This is a genomic window from Sphingomonas sp. (assembly GCF_039595165.1).
Lineage (GTDB): Bacteria > Pseudomonadota > Alphaproteobacteria > Sphingomonadales > Sphingomonadaceae > Sphingomonas.
In genome coordinates this window covers 34,110-51,271 of the sequence record NZ_JBCNMA010000013.1, presented here as the reverse complement: position 1 = coordinate 51,271, position 17,162 = coordinate 34,110, and the positions used below count along the sequence as shown (strand labels likewise).

Below are 17,162 nucleotides of genomic sequence, written 5' to 3'. Positions count from 1 at the left end.
GGTCGATGTCGCCGCCATCGCCGAGACCTTCGACGCGATGCAGCTTCGCCTCAAACGCTATGTCGACGAGCGCGTGCAGATGCTCGCCGCGATCTCGCACGACCTGCGCACCCCGCTCACGCGGCTGCGGCTGCTCGCCGAATATGTCGAGGACCCCGCCCAGCGCGCGCAGCTCCAGTCCAACCTCGCCGAGATGGAGACGATGGTCGCCGACGCGCTCGCCTTCATGCGCGAGGAGGCGAGCCGCGACCCGATGGAGACGGTCGACGTCGCCGCGCTGCTGATCAGCCTCGCCGACGCCTATCACGACCTCGGCGAGGACGTGGTCTATGACGGGCCCGACCATCTCGACTTGCGCTGCCGGGCGGTGGCGATGCGGCGCGCCTTCGCCAACCTCATCGCCAATGGCTGCAAATATGGCGAGGCGGTGCACATCGTGCTCGCGGACGGCGCGGACCAGGTCGCGATCGCGTTCCGCGACCGCGGACCCGGTATCCCGCCCGAGGATGCCGAGCGCGCCTTCGCCCCGTTCGTGCGGCTCGAAAGCTCGCGCGGCCGCGAGACCGGCGGCACCGGGCTCGGCCTCACGATCAGCCGCGACGTGGTGCGCGGCCATGGCGGGGAGATCGACTTCGAGCGCGATGCGCACGGCTTCGTCGTCCGCGTGCGTCTGCCGCGGCACGCGGGCACCGCTTCGCCTGGCTGAGCGGAGCAATCCTCCCCCGCCAGGGGGAGGTGGCGCCGTAGGCGACGGAGGGGGCGGATCCCAGAACGCTGATGTGGTGCTTCCGCCCCCTCCGTCATGCTTCGCATGCCACTTCCCCCTGGCGCGGGAGGATCCCGGCGCCGGCGGCTCAAGTGCCTCCGTTCACCGTCTTCCCCCCTTGCGCCGCGCTGACCGAGCGCCGATGTAGGCTCCGGGCAAAAACAAACGCACGAGATTCCCGCACATGCATCCCCTTTCCGGTCATATGACCCCTGAAGGCTTTACCCACGATCCCGTCACCGGCGCGCTGGTTCCCATCGTCATCGAGCAGTCGAGCCGCGGCGAGCGCAGCTTCGACATCTATTCGCGCCTGCTGCGCGAGCGGATCGTGTTCATCACGGGGCCGATCGAGGATCACATGGCCTCGCTGATCACCGCCCAGCTGCTCTTCCTCGAGTCCGAGAACCCGAAGAAGGACATCTGGATGTACATCAACTCGCCGGGCGGCGTGGTCACCGCCGGCATGGCGATCCACGACACGATGCAGTACATCCGCCCGCGCGTCGGCACGGTGTGCATCGGCCAGGCGGCGTCGATGGGCAGCTTCCTGCTGGCGGCCGGCGAGCCGGGGCTGCGCGTCGCGCTCACCAACGCCCGCATCATGGTGCACCAGCCGTCGGGCGGGGCGCAGGGCATGGCTTCGGACATCGAGATCCAGGCCAAGGAGATCCTGCGCATCAAGAAGCGCATGAACGACCTCTATGTGAAATATACCGGCCAGCCGCTCGAGAAGATCGAGGCCGCGATGGACCGCGACACCTTCCTCGAAGCGGACGAGGCCAAGGCGTTCGGTCTGGTCGACGAAGTGTATGAAAAGCGCCCGCAGCCCGCTGACAGCGAGGGCGGCGCCGCTTAATCTCCCGCTCACCCTTGTTGGGGTAGAAGGCGAATTTGGATTGCCGGGGATGATCCCGGGTGTAGGATGCCGGGCTGCGTAACTGGCCGGCACGCAAAGGAAGACTGAATGACGAAGCTTAGCGGCGGCGATTCGAAGAGCACGCTCTACTGCTCGTTCTGCGGGAAATCGCAGCACGAGGTGCGCAAGCTCATCGCCGGACCGACCGTGTTCATCTGCGACGAGTGCGTCGAGCTCTGCAACGACATCATCCGCGAGGAGACCAAGTCGGCGCTCGTGAGCAAGAAGGACGGCGGCGTTCCGACGCCGCAGGAGATCTGCGACGTCCTGGACGATTATGTGATCGGCCAGAAGCAGGCGAAGCGCGTGCTCTCGGTGGCGGTGCACAACCACTACAAGCGCCTCAACCACGGCGCCAAGGGCGCCGAGGTCGAGCTCGCCAAGTCGAACATCCTGCTCGTCGGCCCCACCGGCTGCGGCAAGACGCTGCTCGCCCAGACGCTGGCGCGCATCCTCGACGTGCCCTTCACCATGGCCGATGCGACGACACTCACCGAAGCCGGCTATGTCGGCGAGGATGTCGAGAACATCATCCTCAAGCTGCTCCAGGCCTCCGACTATAATGTCGAGCGGGCGCAGCGCGGCATCGTCTATATCGACGAGATCGACAAGATCAGCCGCAAGGCCGAGAATCCCTCGATCACCCGCGACGTGTCGGGCGAGGGCGTCCAGCAGGCGCTGCTCAAGCTGATGGAAGGCACCACCGCCTCGGTCCCGCCGCAGGGCGGCCGCAAGCATCCGCAGCAGGAGTTCCTGCAGGTCGACACGACCAACATCCTGTTCATCTGCGGCGGCGCGTTCAGCGGCCTCGAGAAGATCATCGGCGACCGCCTCCAGGGCAAGTCGATCGGCTTCGGCGCCTATGTCGCCGCGCCGGAAGAGCGCCGCACCGGCGAGGTGCTGCGCCAGACCGAGCCGGAGGATCTGCTCAAGTTCGGCCTGATCCCCGAGTTCGTCGGCCGTCTCCCGGTCGTCGCGACGCTCGAGGACCTCGACATCGCGGCCCTGGTCAAGATCCTGACCGAGCCGAAGAACGCGCTGGTCAAGCAGTATCAGAAGCTGTTCGAGATGGAGAACGTCAAGCTCGGCTTCACCGACGACGCGCTCGTCTCGGTCTCCAAGAAGGCGATCGAGCGCAAGACCGGCGCCCGCGGCCTGCGCTCGATCCTCGAGGGCATCCTGCTCGATACGATGTTCGACCTGCCGTCGATGGACGGCGTCGACGAGGTGATGATCGACAAGGACGTGGTCGAGGGCCGCAAGGAACCGATCCGCGTCTATGCCGAGAAGAAGAAGGCGGGCACGGGCGACGCCGCCTGATCCAGCCGGACATCGACCGAACACGAACGGGCGTCGGGTCAACCGGCGCCCGTTTCCTTTTCACGACCTTTAGCCATATCCTAATTCCTCCCCCGGAGGGGGAGGGGGACCAGCGAAGCTGGTGGAGGGATAGGTCGCCATATGCTGCACGGCCCGAAGCAAACGCAAAGGCGGGCCAAGCAACTGCGCCGGCAAATGACGCTGCCGGAAATCCTGCTGTGGCAGGCGCTCCAGCAACGCCCCGCCGGCCTGCGCTTCCGCAAGCAGCATCCCGCCGGAGAATATGTGCTCGATTTCTTCTGCCCGCGCTTCAAGCTGGCGGTCGAAGTCGATGGCGAGGCGCACGGGCGCGGCGATCGGCCTGAGCGTGATGCCGCTCGCGACGCCTGGGTGCTGGGGCAGGGTGTCCGAACTCTGCGCATCCCGGCGACGGAAGTGATGCGCGATTTGGAGGCGGTCGTCCGGCACATCGTCGTCACTGCGCATGGAGACTACCCCTCCACCGGCTGCGCCGGTCCCCCTCCCCCTCCGGGGGAGGAATAAAGGCGACGCGCTTCCCCGTTCCGCCCGCCCGCATTCCCCGCTATGCCCGTTGCCGCCCTTGCGGCGCATTCATCCGTAATCGAAGGACTTCCCATGCCCTCTGGCCTCGCCGCCCTGCTCGACGACGTCGCCGCCATCACCAAGCTCGCCGCCGCCTCGCTCGACGATGTCGGCGCTGCGGCGGGCAAGGCGGGGACCAAGGCCGCGGGCGTGGTGATCGACGATACCGCGGTCACCCCGCGCTACGTCACCGGACTGACCCCCGATCGCGAGCTGCCGATCATCTGGAAGATCGCGATGGGCTCGCTGCGCAACAAGCTGTTGCTGCTGCTCCCCGGCGCGCTGCTGCTCAGCTGGCTCGTGCCCTGGGCGATCACCCCGCTGCTGATGCTCGGCGGCGCGTTCCTGTGCTTCGAGGGCGCGGAGAAGGTGCTCGAGGCGGTCGCCGGCGGCCATCACGGCGCCGAGGAGGAAGCGACCGGCGATCCCGCGCATCTCGAGGCGAGCAAGGTCGCCGGCGCGATCCGCACCGACCTGATCCTGTCGGCCGAGATCATGGCGATCGCGCTCGCCGAGGTCGCCGACCAGCCCTTCGTCACCCGCGCCGCGGTGCTCGCGGTGGTCGGCCTCGCGATCACCGCCGCGGTCTATGGCGTGGTCGCGCTGATCGTGAAGATGGACGATATCGGCCTCCACCTCGCGCAGCGCCCGGCGCGGCTCGCCCAGGCGGTCGGCCGCGGGCTGGTCAAGGGCATGCCGGTGGTGATGCGCGCGCTCTCGATCATCGGCACCGCGGCGATGATCTGGGTCGGCGGCGGCATCCTCGTCCACGGCGCCGCCCAGCTCGGCTGGCACGCGCCCGAGGAGGTCATCCACCACGCCGCCGAGGCGGTGGGCCATGGGAACGGCCTGATCGGCTGGGTCGTTACGGCGATCGGGTCGGGCATCGTCGGTCTCGTCATCGGTGCCGTCATCGCCTTCGTCGCAGGGAAGCTGTTCCATGGGAAAGCCGACGCCCACTGAGGTCCGCGAGGCGACGCCGGCCGACAAGCCACGCGTCGTCGCGACGCTGACCCGCGCCTTCGACCAGGATCCCATATTCGACTGGGTGTTCCCCGACCCGGCCGTCCGCGCTCGGCGCGGGCCCAGGGTCTTCGACATGTTCTTCGACGCGAACGCGGCGCCGAACATGCGGCTGGTCACCGGCGATTGCAGCGCCGCGACGCTCTGGCACGCGCCCAACGCCCCCGAGGGCGGCTTGCGCGAGCTGTGGCGAGTCTGGCGTGCGGCCGGCAGCGCCTTCTTCCGCTTCAAGCGCATCGGTGATTCGGTCGAGGCGCATTTCCCGCCACAGCCCTTCTGGTATCTCCACATCGCCGGCGCCGATCCGGCGCGTCAGGGCGAGGGGCTGGGGGCCGCGGTGGTGCAGGCCGGGCTCGACCGCATCGGCAACGCCACCGCCTATCTCGAGACCGGCAAGCAAGCCAATATCGGTTTCTACGAGAAGCTCGGCTTCCGCGTCCGCGACGAATGGGACGTTCCCGGCGGCGGGCCGCATTTCTGGTCGATGATTCGCCCACAGGATTAACCAATCGGATTGGGGTGCCGTTTACCAATCTCGCCGAAGCCTGAGCTCCCGCCGGGGCGGCATGCGGAGGTAGGTTTGCGATTCGACCGGGCGAGGCGCCCCATCTTCCCACGCAGTCTCAGGCCGCGGATCTTCGCGCTGTGCTGCGTCAGCGCCGCGCTCCCGCTGGTCGCGCTCGCGCTGTGGCAGGCGGCGCGGGGCGTGATCGACTGGTCGACGCTCGGCGTGGTGCTCGGCGCGACGCTGATCGGCATCGCCTTCATCCTGCTCGCGATCGACAGCCTGCTCATCGTCGCGCGCTCGGCGAGCGAGGCGATCGCGTCGACCAATCGCCGCCAGCTCTCCGCGATCCGCGCGGTGCGCCGCAACGAGTTGCTCGGCGAGCTCATCGCCGGCATCGATCGCGTCGCGCAGGCCGCCGGCGCGCGCGTGGTCTCGCTCGACAGCGCCGCCTATCGCGATCCGCTGACCGGCCTGTGGAATCGCCGCGGCTTTCTCTCGCAGACCGCGGTGGCGGGCGAAGGCGCGGTCGCGCTGCTCGACCTCGATCAGTTCAAGGCGATCAACGAGCAATATGGCCGCGACGCCGGCGATCAGGTGCTGCGCGACTTCGCCGGCTTCCTCTCGCGCGTGCTGCGCAGCGGCGACATCGTCGCGCGCTGGGGCGGGGTCGCCTTCGCGGTGTTCTTCCCCGCGACCAGCGAGCAGGAGGCGGGCGTGATCCTCCACCGCCTGACCCGCCGCCTCGCCGCGGGCGCGGTGGAGGGGCCGGACACGATCCCGATCTCCTTCTCCGGTGGCGTGGTCGATCTCGAGGGCGGTCCCTTCGACCAGGCCGTCACCCGCGCCAGCGAAGCGCTCTACGCCGCCAAGCGCAATGGCCGCGACCAGGTGCGGGTCGGCCGCCAGCACCTGCGCGCGGTGTAGGAGGACGGGCCAGCTCAAGCGCCCGTCATGTGCGCGAACCGGCCGAGCGTGAGCTGCGCCGCCCGCTCGAGGCTGACGCCCTTGACCAGCGGATCGGCGTGGCGGTGCACCAGCTGCCATCCGTCCTCGTGACGGCGGAACACCAGCGTGACGCGGAGCGACCAGTCCTGCGCCGCGAGCGATCCCACCGCGACATGCGCATATTCGTTGGCGACGAGCACGACCAGGTCGGGCGCGTGATAGGCGCGGATCAGGTCGAACCGCGCGTCGCGGCCGTCGCGGAAGAAGCGGCCGATCCGTTGCCAGTGCGCATCCGAAGCGGGCGTTCCGGTCGGCTTTCCGCCGAACGGGTCCATCAGCGTGAAATCGGACGCGATCGGCATCACGCTGCGATAGCGCGCGATGTCGCCGCGCATCAGGCTGGCGTGCGCCTGCGCGGCGCGATCGGCGAGTTCGGCGACACGCGGGTCGGGCCCGACCTGGGCGAGCGCACCGAACGCGCCGAGCGTCGCGGTGGTCGCGGCGCCGGCGGCGAAGATTGCGAAGAAACGGCTCAAGATCATGATCAAATCCCTCGATCTGGAAGTGGCCGGGCATGTGTCCCGGTTCGCTTCAGATGACGGGTTCCGCGTGATGCATAAAATGGTATGATTTCACCGATATGCTGAATGAAATCGATCTGTCCCGCGCCGACCTCAACCTGCTCGTGCTGTTCGAGGCGGTGTTCGAGGAGGGGCATGTCGGCCGCGCCGCCGACCGGCTCAGCCTGTCGCCTTCGGCGGTCAGCCACGGGCTCGGCCGCCTCCGCCGGCTGCTCAACGACCCGGTCTTTCTCAAGACCCCCAAGGGCGTGGTTCCGACCGACCGCGCGAACGAGCTGGCGCCGTCTATCGCCGATGTGTTGCGGCGCGTGCGGACCGTCCTGTCCAGCGCCGAGGCGTTCGATCCCGCGACCTCGACTCGGCGCATGGCGGTCGGCGCGCCGGACGGCGTCTCCGCGGTATTCCTCCAGCCGCTGCTCGCCGCGCTCGCCGCCGCCGCGCCGGGGATCGATATCGGCATTCGCCAGCTCCTCCCGATCGCCGGGGAGACCGCGCCCGATCGCGCGTGGCGCGACGCGTTCTCCGAGCTCGAGACCCGCGCGCTCGACATCGCGGTGATACCGGCGGGGGAGGCGCCCGTCCGATTCGAGAAGCGATTGCTCTATGAGGAAGACTTCGTTCTCGCGATGCGCGCGGGGCACCCCTTCCAGCGGGACCCGAGCCTGCCCGCTTATTGTGCGAGCCGGCATCTCGTCGTTTCGCTCACCGGGGACCCGCACGGCTTCGTCGACGAAGTGCTCGCGCGGGACGGCCGGTCGCGCCGCGTCGCGCTCACGGTGCCCAACTTCATGTTCGCCTGCGCGATCCTGCCCGAGACCGATCTGGTCTGCGCGATCCCGCGCCAGTTCGCGGCGCGCTACGCGGCGCGCTTCGGCATCGCCGTCCAGGATCCGCCGCTCCCCCTCGGCACCTTCCGCCTCAACGCCTTCGTTTCGCGCGCGGCGCTGGCCGATGCCGGACTCGCCTGGCTGCTCGACCGGCTCTGCGAAGCGGGATCACGGATTCACGCCGCGCGTGCCTAGCGCTTCTGCATCGCCTCGATCGCTTCGTTCCGCCGCAGCACGCGCGCCATCGGGTCGACCACCACATGCGCGCCGGCTGGCACCTCGATCGTCTCGCTGCCGCCCGCCATCGCGAGCTTGCGCACCGTGCCGTCCACCGCGACCTCGACCGGCAGCGGAAAGGGCTCGCCCTTCGGCGTCTTCCAGCTCAAGGTCAGCCTGCCGCCCGCCCGCGTCTCGACCAGCTCGGGCAGCGCCGCCTCGCGCAGATAGACGTCGAAGAACCAGCTCAGGTCACGCCCCGCCGCCGCGTTCATCAGCTGCTCGAACTCGGGCGTCGAGGCGAAGCGCGGCTTGAAATTGCCCGGCCTGGGATCGGGCCGGCCATAGACCAGCCGCCGCGTCGCATCGAAGAACGCCTTGTCGCCGATCAGGTAGCGCAGCGTGTGCAGCACCCAGGCGCCCTTGTAGTAGATGTCCTGTCCGGGCCCGCCATTGGCGTCCTGATAGACGTCCTCGGAGGTCTTGACCTTGCCCGACACCAGCGGCTTGCGGTTGAGGATGTTGCGCCGCTGGCTCGCCATCATCGCGGCATAGCGCGCCTCGCCCTCGCGCCACTGGCCATAGAGCGGCTGCATGTACTGGCCATAGCCCTCGTGCAGCCAGAAATCGTCCCAATTGGCCGCGGTCACCTGGTTGCCGAACCATTCGTGCGCCAGCTCGTGCTGGAACAGCCAGTCGAACCCGGTCTCGTCCTTTCTGTAGTCGTTGCCATAGGCATTCACCGTCTGGTGCTCCATGCCCATGTGCGGCGTCTCGACCACGCCCAGTTTCTCGTCGGCGAAGGGGAAGGGGCCGATCATGCTCTCGAAGAAGTCGAGCGTCGGCGCGAACTCGGCGAACAGCCCGGCGGCCTGCTTCTCCTTGCCCGCGAGGTGCCATAGGTGCAGCGGCACCTTGTTGCCGAACTTGCTGTCGTAGGACCCCTTGATCTCGCCATAGGGGCCGATGTTGATCGCGACGAGATAGGGGTTGATGTTCTTCGCCACCCACGTCCAGCGCGAGGTGCCGCCCGCGGCCGGCTCGACCGAGACGAGCTTGCCGTTGGCGATCGCCTGGGTGCCGGCGGGCGTGGTGATCGCCAGCTTGATCTCGGGCACCTCCCCCGCCGGGAAGTCGAGGCACGGCCAGTACAGGTCGCAGCCATAGCCCTGCGCGGTGGTCGCGACCCACGGCTTGCCCTGCCAGCTCGACCAGACGATGCCGTCGTCCCAGGGCGCGTTGACCGCCTCGTGCGGGGTTCCGGCGTAAGTGATCTTCGCCACCACTTTTCCGCCCGCCGCGACCGGTTTTGGCAGGTCGATCGCCAGCCGCCCGTCGGGATTGCGCCAGCTCCCGGCCTTGAGCGGCGTCCCGTCGATCGTGATCGCCGAGACGCTGAAGTTCTTGTCCAGGTCGATCAGCAGCCGGGTCTGTTGGATACGTGTCGACAGTGTCAGCTCCGCCACCCCGGAAAGGAAACGCCGTTCGGGCTGCAAGCCAACATCTAGTGTGACATGTTCCACTTTCAGCGCAGCGCGCTCCGCCTCGATCTCGCCCCCGGAGCGCATCGTGAGGGGCGTGATCGGCGGCTCGCCCTTCTGCGCAAGTGTCGGGGAACAAAGAAGAAATGCAGCCGTCCACAGCCCCCGATTGATGCCGCGCCCCCACACCCCATATAGTTGAACGAATCCGCTCCCAGCGGCGGACCCTGGAGTACACATGAAGTCCACCTATCCCGTCCTTCCGCTCCGCGACATCGTCGTCTTCCCGCACATGATCGTGCCGCTGTTCGTCGGCCGCGACAAGTCGGTCGCCGCGCTCGAAGCGGCGATGGCCGACGACAAGGAGATCTTCCTCGTCGCGCAGCTCGATCCCGCACAGGACGATCCCGGCCGCGAGGACCTCTACGACATCGGCGTCTCGGCCGAGGTGATGCAGCTGCTCAAGCTCCCCGACGGCACGGTGCGCGTGCTCGTCGCGGGCAAGGAGCGCGGCCGGCTCGAGGCGGTCGAAGAGGCGAACGGCTTCCTCACCGCCACCGTCGCGCCGGTCGACGAGAAGGAGGTCGAGGGTACCGAGATCCAGGCGCTGATGCGCTCGGCGGTCGACCAGTTCGAGAACTATGCCAAGCTCAACCGCAAGCTGCCGGCGGAGACCGCCGTCCAGCTCGGCGAGATCGAGGAGGCTTCGCGCCTCGCCGACGCGATCGCCGGCAACATCGCGGTCAAGGTCGCCGACAAGCAGTCGCTGCTGGTCGAGGCCGATCCGCAGAAGCGGCTCGAGATGGTCTTCGCCTTCATGGAGGGCGAGCTCGGCGTGCTTCAGGTCGAGAAGAAGATCCGCTCGCGCGTCAAGCGCCAGATGGAGAAGACCCAGCGCGAATATTATCTCAACGAGCAGCTGAAGGCGATCCAGCGCGAGCTGGGTAACGAGGGCGAGGAAGGCGAGGGCGACGAGATCGCCGAGCTGACCCAGAAGATCGCCACGCTCAAGCTGTCGAAGGAAGCGCGCGCCAAGGCGCAGGGCGAGCTCAAGAAACTCAAGACCATGGCGCCGATGAGCGCCGAGGCGACTGTCGTGCGCAACTATCTCGACGTGCTGCTCGGCCTGCCCTGGGGCAAGAAGTCGAAGCTCAAGAAGGACCTCGTCGAGGCCGAAGAAGTGCTCGACGCGGATCACTATGGCCTCGAGAAGGTCAAGGACCGCATCGTCGAGTATCTCGCGGTGCAGGCGCGCACCAACAAGCTCAAGGGTCCGATCCTGTGCCTCGTCGGCCCCCCGGGCGTCGGCAAGACCTCGCTCGGCAAGTCGATCGCCAAGGCGACGGGGCGCGAGTTCATCCGCCAGTCGCTCGGCGGCGTGCGCGACGAGGCCGAGATCCGCGGCCACCGCCGCACCTATATCGGCTCGCTGCCGGGCAAGATCGTGTCGAACCTGAAAAAGGCCGGCACCTCCAATCCGCTGTTCCTGCTCGACGAGATCGACAAGCTCGGTCAGGACTTCCGCGGCGATCCCGCCTCGGCGCTGCTCGAGGTGCTCGATCCCGAGCAGAACAGCAAGTTCAACGATCATTATCTGGAGATTGACGTCGATCTTTCGGACGTGATGTTCGTTACGACAGCTAATTCATTGAATTTGCCTCAGCCTTTGCTCGATCGCATGGAGATCATCCGGCTCGAGGGCTATACCGAGGACGAGAAGGTCGAGATCGCGACCCGCCATCTGGTCGAGAAGCAGATCGACGCCCACGGGCTCAAGCCCGAGGAGTTCGAGCTGACTCAGGCGGGCCTGCGCGACCTGATCCGCTACTATACCCGCGAAGCCGGTGTCCGCACGCTCGAGCGCGAGATCGCCAAGCTCGCGCGCAAGGCCCTGCGCCGCATTCTCGAGGGCAAGGCCGAGAGCGTCACGGTGACGCCCGAGAACCTCCACGAGTTCGCCGGGGTGCGGAAATACCGCTTCGGCATCGGCGAGGAGGAGCACCAGATCGGCGCGGTCACCGGGCTTGCCTGGACCGAGGTCGGCGGCGAGCTGCTGACGATCGAGAGCGTCACCGTGCCCGGCAAGGGCGCGATCAAGACCACCGGCAAGCTCGGCGACGTGATGAAGGAATCGGTCGAGGCCGCGTTCAGCTTCATCAAGGCGCGCGCCCCGGCCTATGGCATCAAGCCCAGCATCTTCGCGCGCAAGGACATCCATATCCACCTGCCCGAAGGCGCGGTGCCCAAGGACGGCCCGTCGGCCGGCATCGGCATCGTCACCGCGATCGTCTCGACGCTCAACGGCGTGCCGGTGCGCAAGGACGTGGCGATGACCGGCGAGGTCACGCTGCGCGGCCGCGTGCTGCCGATCGGCGGGCTCAAGGAAAAGCTGCTCGCCGCGCTCCGTGGGGGCATCACCACCGTGCTGATCCCGCAGGAGAATGAGAAGGATCTCGCCGAGATCCCGGCGAACATCCGCGAGGGCCTGAAGATCATCCCCGTCGCGCATGTCGACCAGGTGCTCGAGCTCGCGCTGACCGAACCGCTCGCCGCGATCGACTGGACCGAGGCCGACGAGCTCGCGGCGCAGCCGCCCGCGCAGCTGACCGGAGGGGAGACGCTTCGCCACTAGTCGACGGAGCATTAAGGCAGATTATCGCGTGGGTTCGGCGCATTTTGCGCGCTTTCCGCTTTACAGCGGCGGGCCAAGACTGTTTGCTGCCCAACCGGCGTTTCGACGCCGCGAGTCTTCTCATCACAAAAGCCACAGAAGAGCAGGGGTTCTAAGGGCATGAACAAGCAGGAACTGATCGCGACGGTCGCTGACACCGCTGGGCTCGGCAAGGGCGATGCGAGCAAGGCCGTGGAAGCGGTGTTCGACGCGGTCACCACCGCGCTCAAGAAGGGCGATGAAGTCCGCCTCGTCGGCTTCGGCACGTTCTCGGTCTCGAAGCGCAAGGCGTCGACCGGCCGCAACCCGCGCACCGGCGAGCCGATGGCGATCAAGGCCTCGTCGCAGCCCAAGTTCAAGGCCGGCAAGGGCCTCAAGGACGCGGTCAACTGACAGCCATGGATTGATTTGGGCGACGGGGCTGGACAAGCCCGCTCCGTCCTCCTAGAGGCTCCGCTCCCCGAGCGATCGGGGGGCTTTGGTTCGCCGGAGCTTGGGCGCGTAGCTCAGTGGTAGAGCACTGTGTTCACACCGCAGGGGTCGCAAGTTCAATCCTTGCCGCGCCCACCATCCGCAAAGACCCGCCGGGCGCCGCCTGGCGGGTTTTTCTTTGCCCGCGCGAGATGCAATATCGTCGGTACGTCGAGAACTGTGGCGCTGCAGCATCGTCACCAATCAGTCACAAATCAGTCACTGAACTTTCTCCGAAATCCCATCCGCGCGTCATGTGACATGCCTAGCGCGGCCCCTGCGATCGGCAGGGGGATGTTCCGAGTCGATCCGGGGCCAGTGCGCCCGCACCCAGATAGACCGGGTCACCGGAACGGAGATTTTCATGGCCGACTTCAAGCGTTTCAGCATCATTCTGATGACCAGCGTCGCTGGCGCCACGCTGGCTGCCTGCGACGGCGCGTCGAGCGTCGCCTCGCCTGGACCGGGCACGATCGTCGTCCCGCCGCCCTCGCCGAGCCCTTCGCCGAGCCCGTCGCCGTCGCCGTCGCCGACCCCCACCGCTTCGTTCGCCGAGACCACCGTGAACGGCGTGACCGTGACGCGCGACGAGCAGCTCACCGTCTTCAACGCGGGCACCAACAACACCGTCGCCGGCTCGAACCCGCTCAACGCGCTGGTCGCGCAGGGCGCCGCCGCGGGTGTCACCCCCTTCAACGCCTCGACGCTGAACGCGTTCTTCGTGAGCACGAGCTTCATCGGCGCGATCGGCGGCGCGGGTGACACCGCGTTCCAGAACTGGACCTGCAACTCGAGCACCGCGAACTTCGGCGCGTCGCCCGCTCCCACGGCCAGCACCTGCATCGCCTCGCTGGCGCGTTCGGCTGCGGCTCCGGCCGCCAGCGCGTGCCCGGCCGGCACCACCGACGCCGGCACCAACACCAACTATCGCCTGTGCCGCCTCCCGGCGCTGATCTCGGGCACCGTCACGCTGAACAAGGTCGACGGCGTCGCCTATCAGATCAACGGCCGCGTCGATGTCGGCACCGATGTCGGCGCGACCGGCGCCGGCGGCGCCGCGGCGACGCTGAACATCGGTGCGGGCGTGCTGTTCGTCGCCAACAACGCCGATGCCGCGAACGACTTCCTGGTCGTCAACCGCGGTTCGAAGATGAACGCGATCGGCACCGCCAGCGCGCCGATCATCTTCACCTCGACGCAGAACCTCAACCCGGCGACCAACTCGGATGCGAGCCAGGGCCAGTGGGGCGGCATCATCCTCGCCGGCCGCGCGCCGATCTCGAACTGCTCGACCGGCTCGAACGACGCCGGCGGCACCAGCACGACCTGCGAGAACGTCGTCGAGGGCACCGGCAACGCACTCTACGGCGGCAACGTCCAGAACGACAGCAGCGGCACCGTCCAGTATGTCCAGATCCGCTATTCGGGCACCGAGATCAGCCTCGGCAACGAGCTGCAGGGTCTGACCCTCGGCGGCGTCGGCTCGGGCACCGTGATCGACCACGTTCAGGTCCACAACAGCTCGGACGACGGCATCGAGATCTTCGGCGGCACCAGCAACCTCAAATATCTCGCGCTCACCGGCTCGGACGACGACGGCCTGGATACCGATGTGGGCTGGCGCGGTTTCATCCAGTTCGCGATCGTGGTGCAGAAGACCATCGGCGCGACCAACGACTCCTTCTCGACCGAGATCGACTCGAACAACAACGAGGACTTCCTGCCGCGCCAGTTCGGCCGTCTCGCGAACTTCACCTTCATCCAGACGGCTGCCGCGCCCGCGGCGATCCGTCTCCGCGGCGGCGCGGACTATACCTTCGTCAACGGCATCGTGAAGTCCGCGGTCCCGTGCCTCAACATCGTGGCGGGCGCGACGACCGCCGGCGGCAAGACGACGATCCGTCCGGCCGACGCGGCGCTGCAGGAGGAAGGCCCGCCGAAGTTCAACTCGGTCTACTTCGCCTGCAACGGCGCGTAATCCCGCGCCCTTGCGCTCGACGGCTTGTGCCGGGGCGGCGGTTGACCCCGCTGTCCCGGCATTCGCCAACAAGACAGACCTCAAGACTCCGGACCCGCGACCATGACCAAGCGCCTCGCATTTGGAACCCTGCTCCTCGTCTCGACCCAGCTGGTGTCGCCGGCGGCGCTGGCGCAGGACATCGCCACGCCGCCCGCAACCACCACGTCTCCGGCCCAGGTCGAGACCGAGGCCGAAGCTCCGGCCGACGCGCAGGAAACCCCGGAGATCTCGGCGCCCGGCGTCGATGTCGATGCCGGCGAGGAAATCGTCGTCACGGGCCGCAACATCCCCAACGTCATCCGCGCGACGCCGCAGGTGATCTCGGTCCTGTCGGCCGAGGACATCGCCCGCACGGGTGAGGGCGACATCGCCGGCGCGCTGACCCGCGTTACCGGCCTCAGCGTCGTCGGCAACGGCTTCGTCTTCGTCCGCGGCCTCGGCGACCGCTATTCCTCGTCGATGCTCAACGGCTCGCCGCTGCCCTCGCCCGAGCCGCTCAAGCGTACCGTGCCGCTCGACATCTTCCCGACCACGATCGTCGGCTCGGCGCTGGTCCAGAAGACCTATTCGGTGAACTATCCCGGCGAGTTCGGCGGCGGCGTGATCAACCTCACCACCCGCGCGGTGCCTGAGGAGAGCTTCATCCAGTTCGGCGGGTCGGTGGGGTTCGATACCGTTTCGACCAGCGAGCTCGGCTATGTCTATGACGGCGGCCGTCTCGACACGCTCGGCTACGACACCGGCGAGCGCGACGTTCCGGCCTTCATCCGCGAGGGCGGTCTGACCCAGCCGGGATTCAGCTCGGCACAGATCGCGACGCTGACCAACGCCGAGACCACGCTGGTCGGGGCCAACTATCACCTCCCGCCCAACTGGAGCGGCGACCTCAACCTCGGCCACTCGGTCGATGTCGGCTCGGTCCGCCTCGGCGTGATCGCCTCGGCGAGCGTCAGCAACAGCTTCCGCACCCGCGACGCGACCCAGCAGGACACCACGGACGTCGACGGCGCGCTGCGCAGCGACTTCCACACCGTGCTCACCGACAATCGCGCGGTGGTGAACGGCCTGCTCGGCTTCGGCGCCGAGTTCGGCGAGCACAAGGTGCGCTGGACCAACGTCTATATCCACGACACGCTCAAGCAGGCGCGTCTCGGTGCGGCGACGATCTATCCGAACAGCAGCGGCGATCTCGTCGTCCAGCAGAACACCAACTGGTTCGAGCGCCAGCTGATCAACACCCAGATAGCGGGCGAGTTCAAGTTCGACGATTTCAAGGTCGACCTGCGCGGCAGCTACGCCAATACCGAGCGCAACGCGCCGTATGAGCGCTATTTCAGCTACCGCTTCGACAAGAATGCCGCGGGCGGACAGGGCGCTTACGTCAACAGCCTCAACGGCCTCGGCGAAGCCGCGACGATCGCGTTCAGCGAGCTCAGCGAGGATCTGTGGAGCGGCCAGGCGGACGTCGCCTATCGCCTGCCGACGGCGCGGCCGATCACGATCTCGGCGGGCTATTTCTACAGCGACACGCAGCGCGCCTCGTTCCGCTACGACTTCCGCTACCGCTCGTATCTCGGCGGCAGCATCTCGACGCCGTGGAGCTATCTGCGGCCCGACCTGCTGCTCTCGGTCGACTCGATCATGAACGCCTGCGTCAACCCGGACGGCGAGGGCTGTATCCGGCTGTTCAACGTCTCGGGCGCGGACGGCGCGGCGGCGTACGACGCCAAGCTGCGGATCCATGCCGGTTACCTCCAGGCCGAAGGCGAGCTCGCCGACGGGCTGCGCGCCACGCTCGGCGTGCGCTACGAGGACGGCAAGCAGACGGTGACGACCAGCTCGACTCAGTTCGTCGGCACCACGATCGCCAATGACTATTGGCTGCCGGCCGCGACGGTCACCTGGAACTTCGCGCCCGACATGCAGCTGCGTCTCCACGGCTCGAAGACGATCGCGCGCCCGCAATTCCGCGAGCTCGCGCCGCAGGTCTATCGCGACTTCGAATCCGACCGCCTGTTCTTCGGCAACCCGCAGCTGCGGGACTCGGAGCTCAAGAACTTCGAGGCGCGCTACGAGTGGTTCATGCCCAAGGGCCAGCGCATCACGCTCGCCGGCTTCTACAAGGACATCAAGAATCCGACCGAGCAGGTCGCGTTCTTCCCGACCAACGAATCGCCGCTGCAGACCGGCTTCTCCTACGCCCCGTCGGCGAAGCTCTACGGCGCCGAGTTCGAGGTGCTGAAGTACGTCCCGCTCGACACGCTGGGCAGCGAGTTCTTCGCCACGCGCCGGCTGATGCTGTCGCTCAACTACACCTACACCAAGTCGGAGATCGAAGCCGACGACTCGCTGGTGCCGAGCCCGATCCAGAACGGCAGCGGCACGCCGGTGCTGCTGCCCGCCAACCTGATCTTCCGTGACGGCGCGCCGCTCACCGGCCAGTCGGATCATTTGGTCAACTTCCAGTTCGGCATTGAGGACACCGAATCGCTCTCGCAGCTGACGGTGCTGTTCAACTATGCCAGCGAGCGCGTGACCAACCGCGGTCCGAACCTGCTGCCCGACATCATCGAAAAGCCGGGCATCCGGCTCGATGTCGTCGCGCGCCAGGGGATCGACGTGCTGGGTGGCGAGTTAGAGCTCAAGTTCGAGGCGCGCAACCTCACCGGCACGCGCTACAGCGAGTATCAGGACTTCGGCGAAAACGGCCTCGTCCACATCAACCGCTATCGCCTGGGCCGGGTGTTCAGCATCAGCGCCAGCGCAAAATTCTGATCGCCGCGCGGTCGGAATAAAAGGGGGAAGGCCCCGGTC

Annotated in this window: 14 protein-coding genes and 1 tRNA gene; 13 read left to right on the top strand and 2 right to left on the bottom strand. The window is 67.4% G+C overall.

The features are described 5' to 3' along the window. The 7 genes from ABDV68_RS04275 to ABDV68_RS04245 all read left to right on the top strand — a co-directional run. Window positions 1-706, top strand: a 706-nt coding sequence (locus ABDV68_RS04275) for a HAMP domain-containing sensor histidine kinase (protein WP_343518413.1), incomplete at its 5' end; no start/stop codon positions are given. Between the two features lie 244 nt (window positions 707-950). Continuing rightward, window positions 951-1,622 carry an ATP-dependent Clp endopeptidase proteolytic subunit ClpP gene (gene clpP / locus ABDV68_RS04270; RefSeq protein WP_343518412.1) on the top strand — a complete coding sequence of 224 codons (672 nt, stop codon included), beginning with the start codon at window positions 951-953 and terminating at the stop codon, window positions 1,620-1,622. Window positions 1,623-1,730: 108 nt separating this feature from the next. After that, on the top strand, window positions 1,731-3,002 hold the full coding sequence (clpX, locus tag ABDV68_RS04265; RefSeq protein WP_331026894.1) for an ATP-dependent Clp protease ATP-binding subunit ClpX: 1,272 nt from the start codon (window positions 1,731-1,733) through the stop codon (window positions 3,000-3,002). 141 nt (window positions 3,003-3,143) lie between these two features. Further along, window positions 3,144-3,545 carry an endonuclease domain-containing protein gene (locus ABDV68_RS04260; protein ID WP_343518411.1) on the top strand — a complete coding sequence of 134 codons (402 nt, stop codon included), beginning with the start codon at window positions 3,144-3,146 and terminating at the stop codon, window positions 3,543-3,545. A 93-nt stretch (window positions 3,546-3,638) separates the two neighbouring features. After that, a complete protein-coding gene (locus ABDV68_RS04255; protein ID WP_343518410.1) occupies window positions 3,639-4,568 on the top strand; it encodes a DUF808 domain-containing protein in 930 nt (309 codons plus the stop codon). Further along, window positions 4,546-5,133: a GNAT family N-acetyltransferase gene (locus tag ABDV68_RS04250; RefSeq protein WP_343518409.1), complete on the top strand. Its 588-nt coding sequence runs from the start codon at window positions 4,546-4,548 to the stop codon at window positions 5,131-5,133. Before ABDV68_RS04255 ends, ABDV68_RS04250 begins: the two co-directional genes overlap by 23 nt. A gap of 75 nt (window positions 5,134-5,208) precedes the next feature. Further along, a complete protein-coding gene (locus tag ABDV68_RS04245) occupies window positions 5,209-6,060 on the top strand; it encodes a GGDEF domain-containing protein (protein WP_343518408.1) in 852 nt (283 codons plus the stop codon). A gap of 14 nt (window positions 6,061-6,074) precedes the next feature. Here ABDV68_RS04245 and ABDV68_RS04240 read toward each other — a convergent pair whose 3' ends face one another. Further along, a complete protein-coding gene (locus ABDV68_RS04240; protein ID WP_343518407.1) occupies window positions 6,075-6,623 on the bottom strand; it encodes a nuclear transport factor 2 family protein in 549 nt (182 codons plus the stop codon). 98 nt (window positions 6,624-6,721) lie between these two features. Here ABDV68_RS04240 and ABDV68_RS04235 point away from each other — a divergent pair, with 98 nt between their 5' ends. Then, window positions 6,722-7,684: a LysR substrate-binding domain-containing protein gene (locus ABDV68_RS04235; RefSeq protein ID WP_343518406.1), complete on the top strand. Its 963-nt coding sequence runs from the start codon at window positions 6,722-6,724 to the stop codon at window positions 7,682-7,684. Here the strand turns inward: ABDV68_RS04235 and ABDV68_RS04230 are convergent. Continuing rightward, a complete protein-coding gene (locus ABDV68_RS04230; RefSeq protein ID WP_343518405.1) occupies window positions 7,681-9,171 on the bottom strand; it encodes a M1 family metallopeptidase in 1,491 nt (496 codons plus the stop codon). The two genes, ABDV68_RS04235 and ABDV68_RS04230, sit on opposite strands and share 4 nt — an antisense overlap. A gap of 253 nt (window positions 9,172-9,424) precedes the next feature. Between ABDV68_RS04230 and lon the strand changes: the two genes are divergently transcribed. The 5 genes from lon (at window position 9,425) to ABDV68_RS04205 (ending at window position 17,123) form a co-directional block, all read left to right on the top strand. Further along, complete coding sequence (lon, locus tag ABDV68_RS04225; RefSeq protein WP_343518404.1) at window positions 9,425-11,818, top strand: endopeptidase La; 2,394 nt, start codon at window positions 9,425-9,427, stop codon at window positions 11,816-11,818. A gap of 159 nt (window positions 11,819-11,977) precedes the next feature. Beyond that, the gene (locus ABDV68_RS04220) at window positions 11,978-12,250 is read left to right on the top strand and encodes an HU family DNA-binding protein (RefSeq protein ID WP_343518403.1); all 273 of its coding nucleotides are present in this window, start codon (window positions 11,978-11,980) and stop codon (window positions 12,248-12,250) included. 102 nt (window positions 12,251-12,352) lie between these two features. Next, window positions 12,353-12,427, top strand: a tRNA-Val gene (locus ABDV68_RS04215). A gap of 265 nt (window positions 12,428-12,692) precedes the next feature. Continuing rightward, window positions 12,693-14,306: a hypothetical protein gene (locus tag ABDV68_RS04210; RefSeq protein WP_343518402.1), complete on the top strand. Its 1,614-nt coding sequence runs from the start codon at window positions 12,693-12,695 to the stop codon at window positions 14,304-14,306. Between the two features lie 102 nt (window positions 14,307-14,408). Beyond that, a complete protein-coding gene (locus ABDV68_RS04205; protein ID WP_343518401.1) occupies window positions 14,409-17,123 on the top strand; it encodes a TonB-dependent receptor in 2,715 nt (904 codons plus the stop codon). The last annotated feature ends 39 nt before the right edge of the window (window positions 17,124-17,162 follow it).

What these genes read in the sequence shown, in the direction of transcription:
- clpP (WP_343518412.1), top strand. Translation starts at nt 951, where the DNA reads ATGCATCCCCTTTCCGGTCATATGACCCCTGAAGGCTTTACCCACGAT.
- clpX (WP_331026894.1), top strand. Translation starts at nt 1,731, where the DNA reads ATGACGAAGCTTAGCGGCGGCGATTCGAAGAGCACGCTCTACTGCTCG.
- ABDV68_RS04260 (WP_343518411.1), top strand. Translation starts at nt 3,144, where the DNA reads ATGCTGCACGGCCCGAAGCAAACGCAAAGGCGGGCCAAGCAACTGCGC.
- ABDV68_RS04255 (WP_343518410.1), top strand. Translation starts at nt 3,639, where the DNA reads ATGCCCTCTGGCCTCGCCGCCCTGCTCGACGACGTCGCCGCCATCACC.
- ABDV68_RS04250 (WP_343518409.1), top strand. Translation starts at nt 4,546, where the DNA reads ATGGGAAAGCCGACGCCCACTGAGGTCCGCGAGGCGACGCCGGCCGAC.
- ABDV68_RS04240 (WP_343518407.1), bottom strand. Translation starts at nt 6,623, where the DNA reads ATGATCTTGAGCCGTTTCTTCGCAATCTTCGCCGCCGGCGCCGCGACC.
- ABDV68_RS04235 (WP_343518406.1), top strand. Translation starts at nt 6,722, where the DNA reads ATGCTGAATGAAATCGATCTGTCCCGCGCCGACCTCAACCTGCTCGTG.
- lon (WP_343518404.1), top strand. Translation starts at nt 9,425, where the DNA reads ATGAAGTCCACCTATCCCGTCCTTCCGCTCCGCGACATCGTCGTCTTC.
- ABDV68_RS04220 (WP_343518403.1), top strand. Translation starts at nt 11,978, where the DNA reads ATGAACAAGCAGGAACTGATCGCGACGGTCGCTGACACCGCTGGGCTC.
- ABDV68_RS04210 (WP_343518402.1), top strand. Translation starts at nt 12,693, where the DNA reads ATGGCCGACTTCAAGCGTTTCAGCATCATTCTGATGACCAGCGTCGCT.
- ABDV68_RS04205 (WP_343518401.1), top strand. Translation starts at nt 14,409, where the DNA reads ATGACCAAGCGCCTCGCATTTGGAACCCTGCTCCTCGTCTCGACCCAG.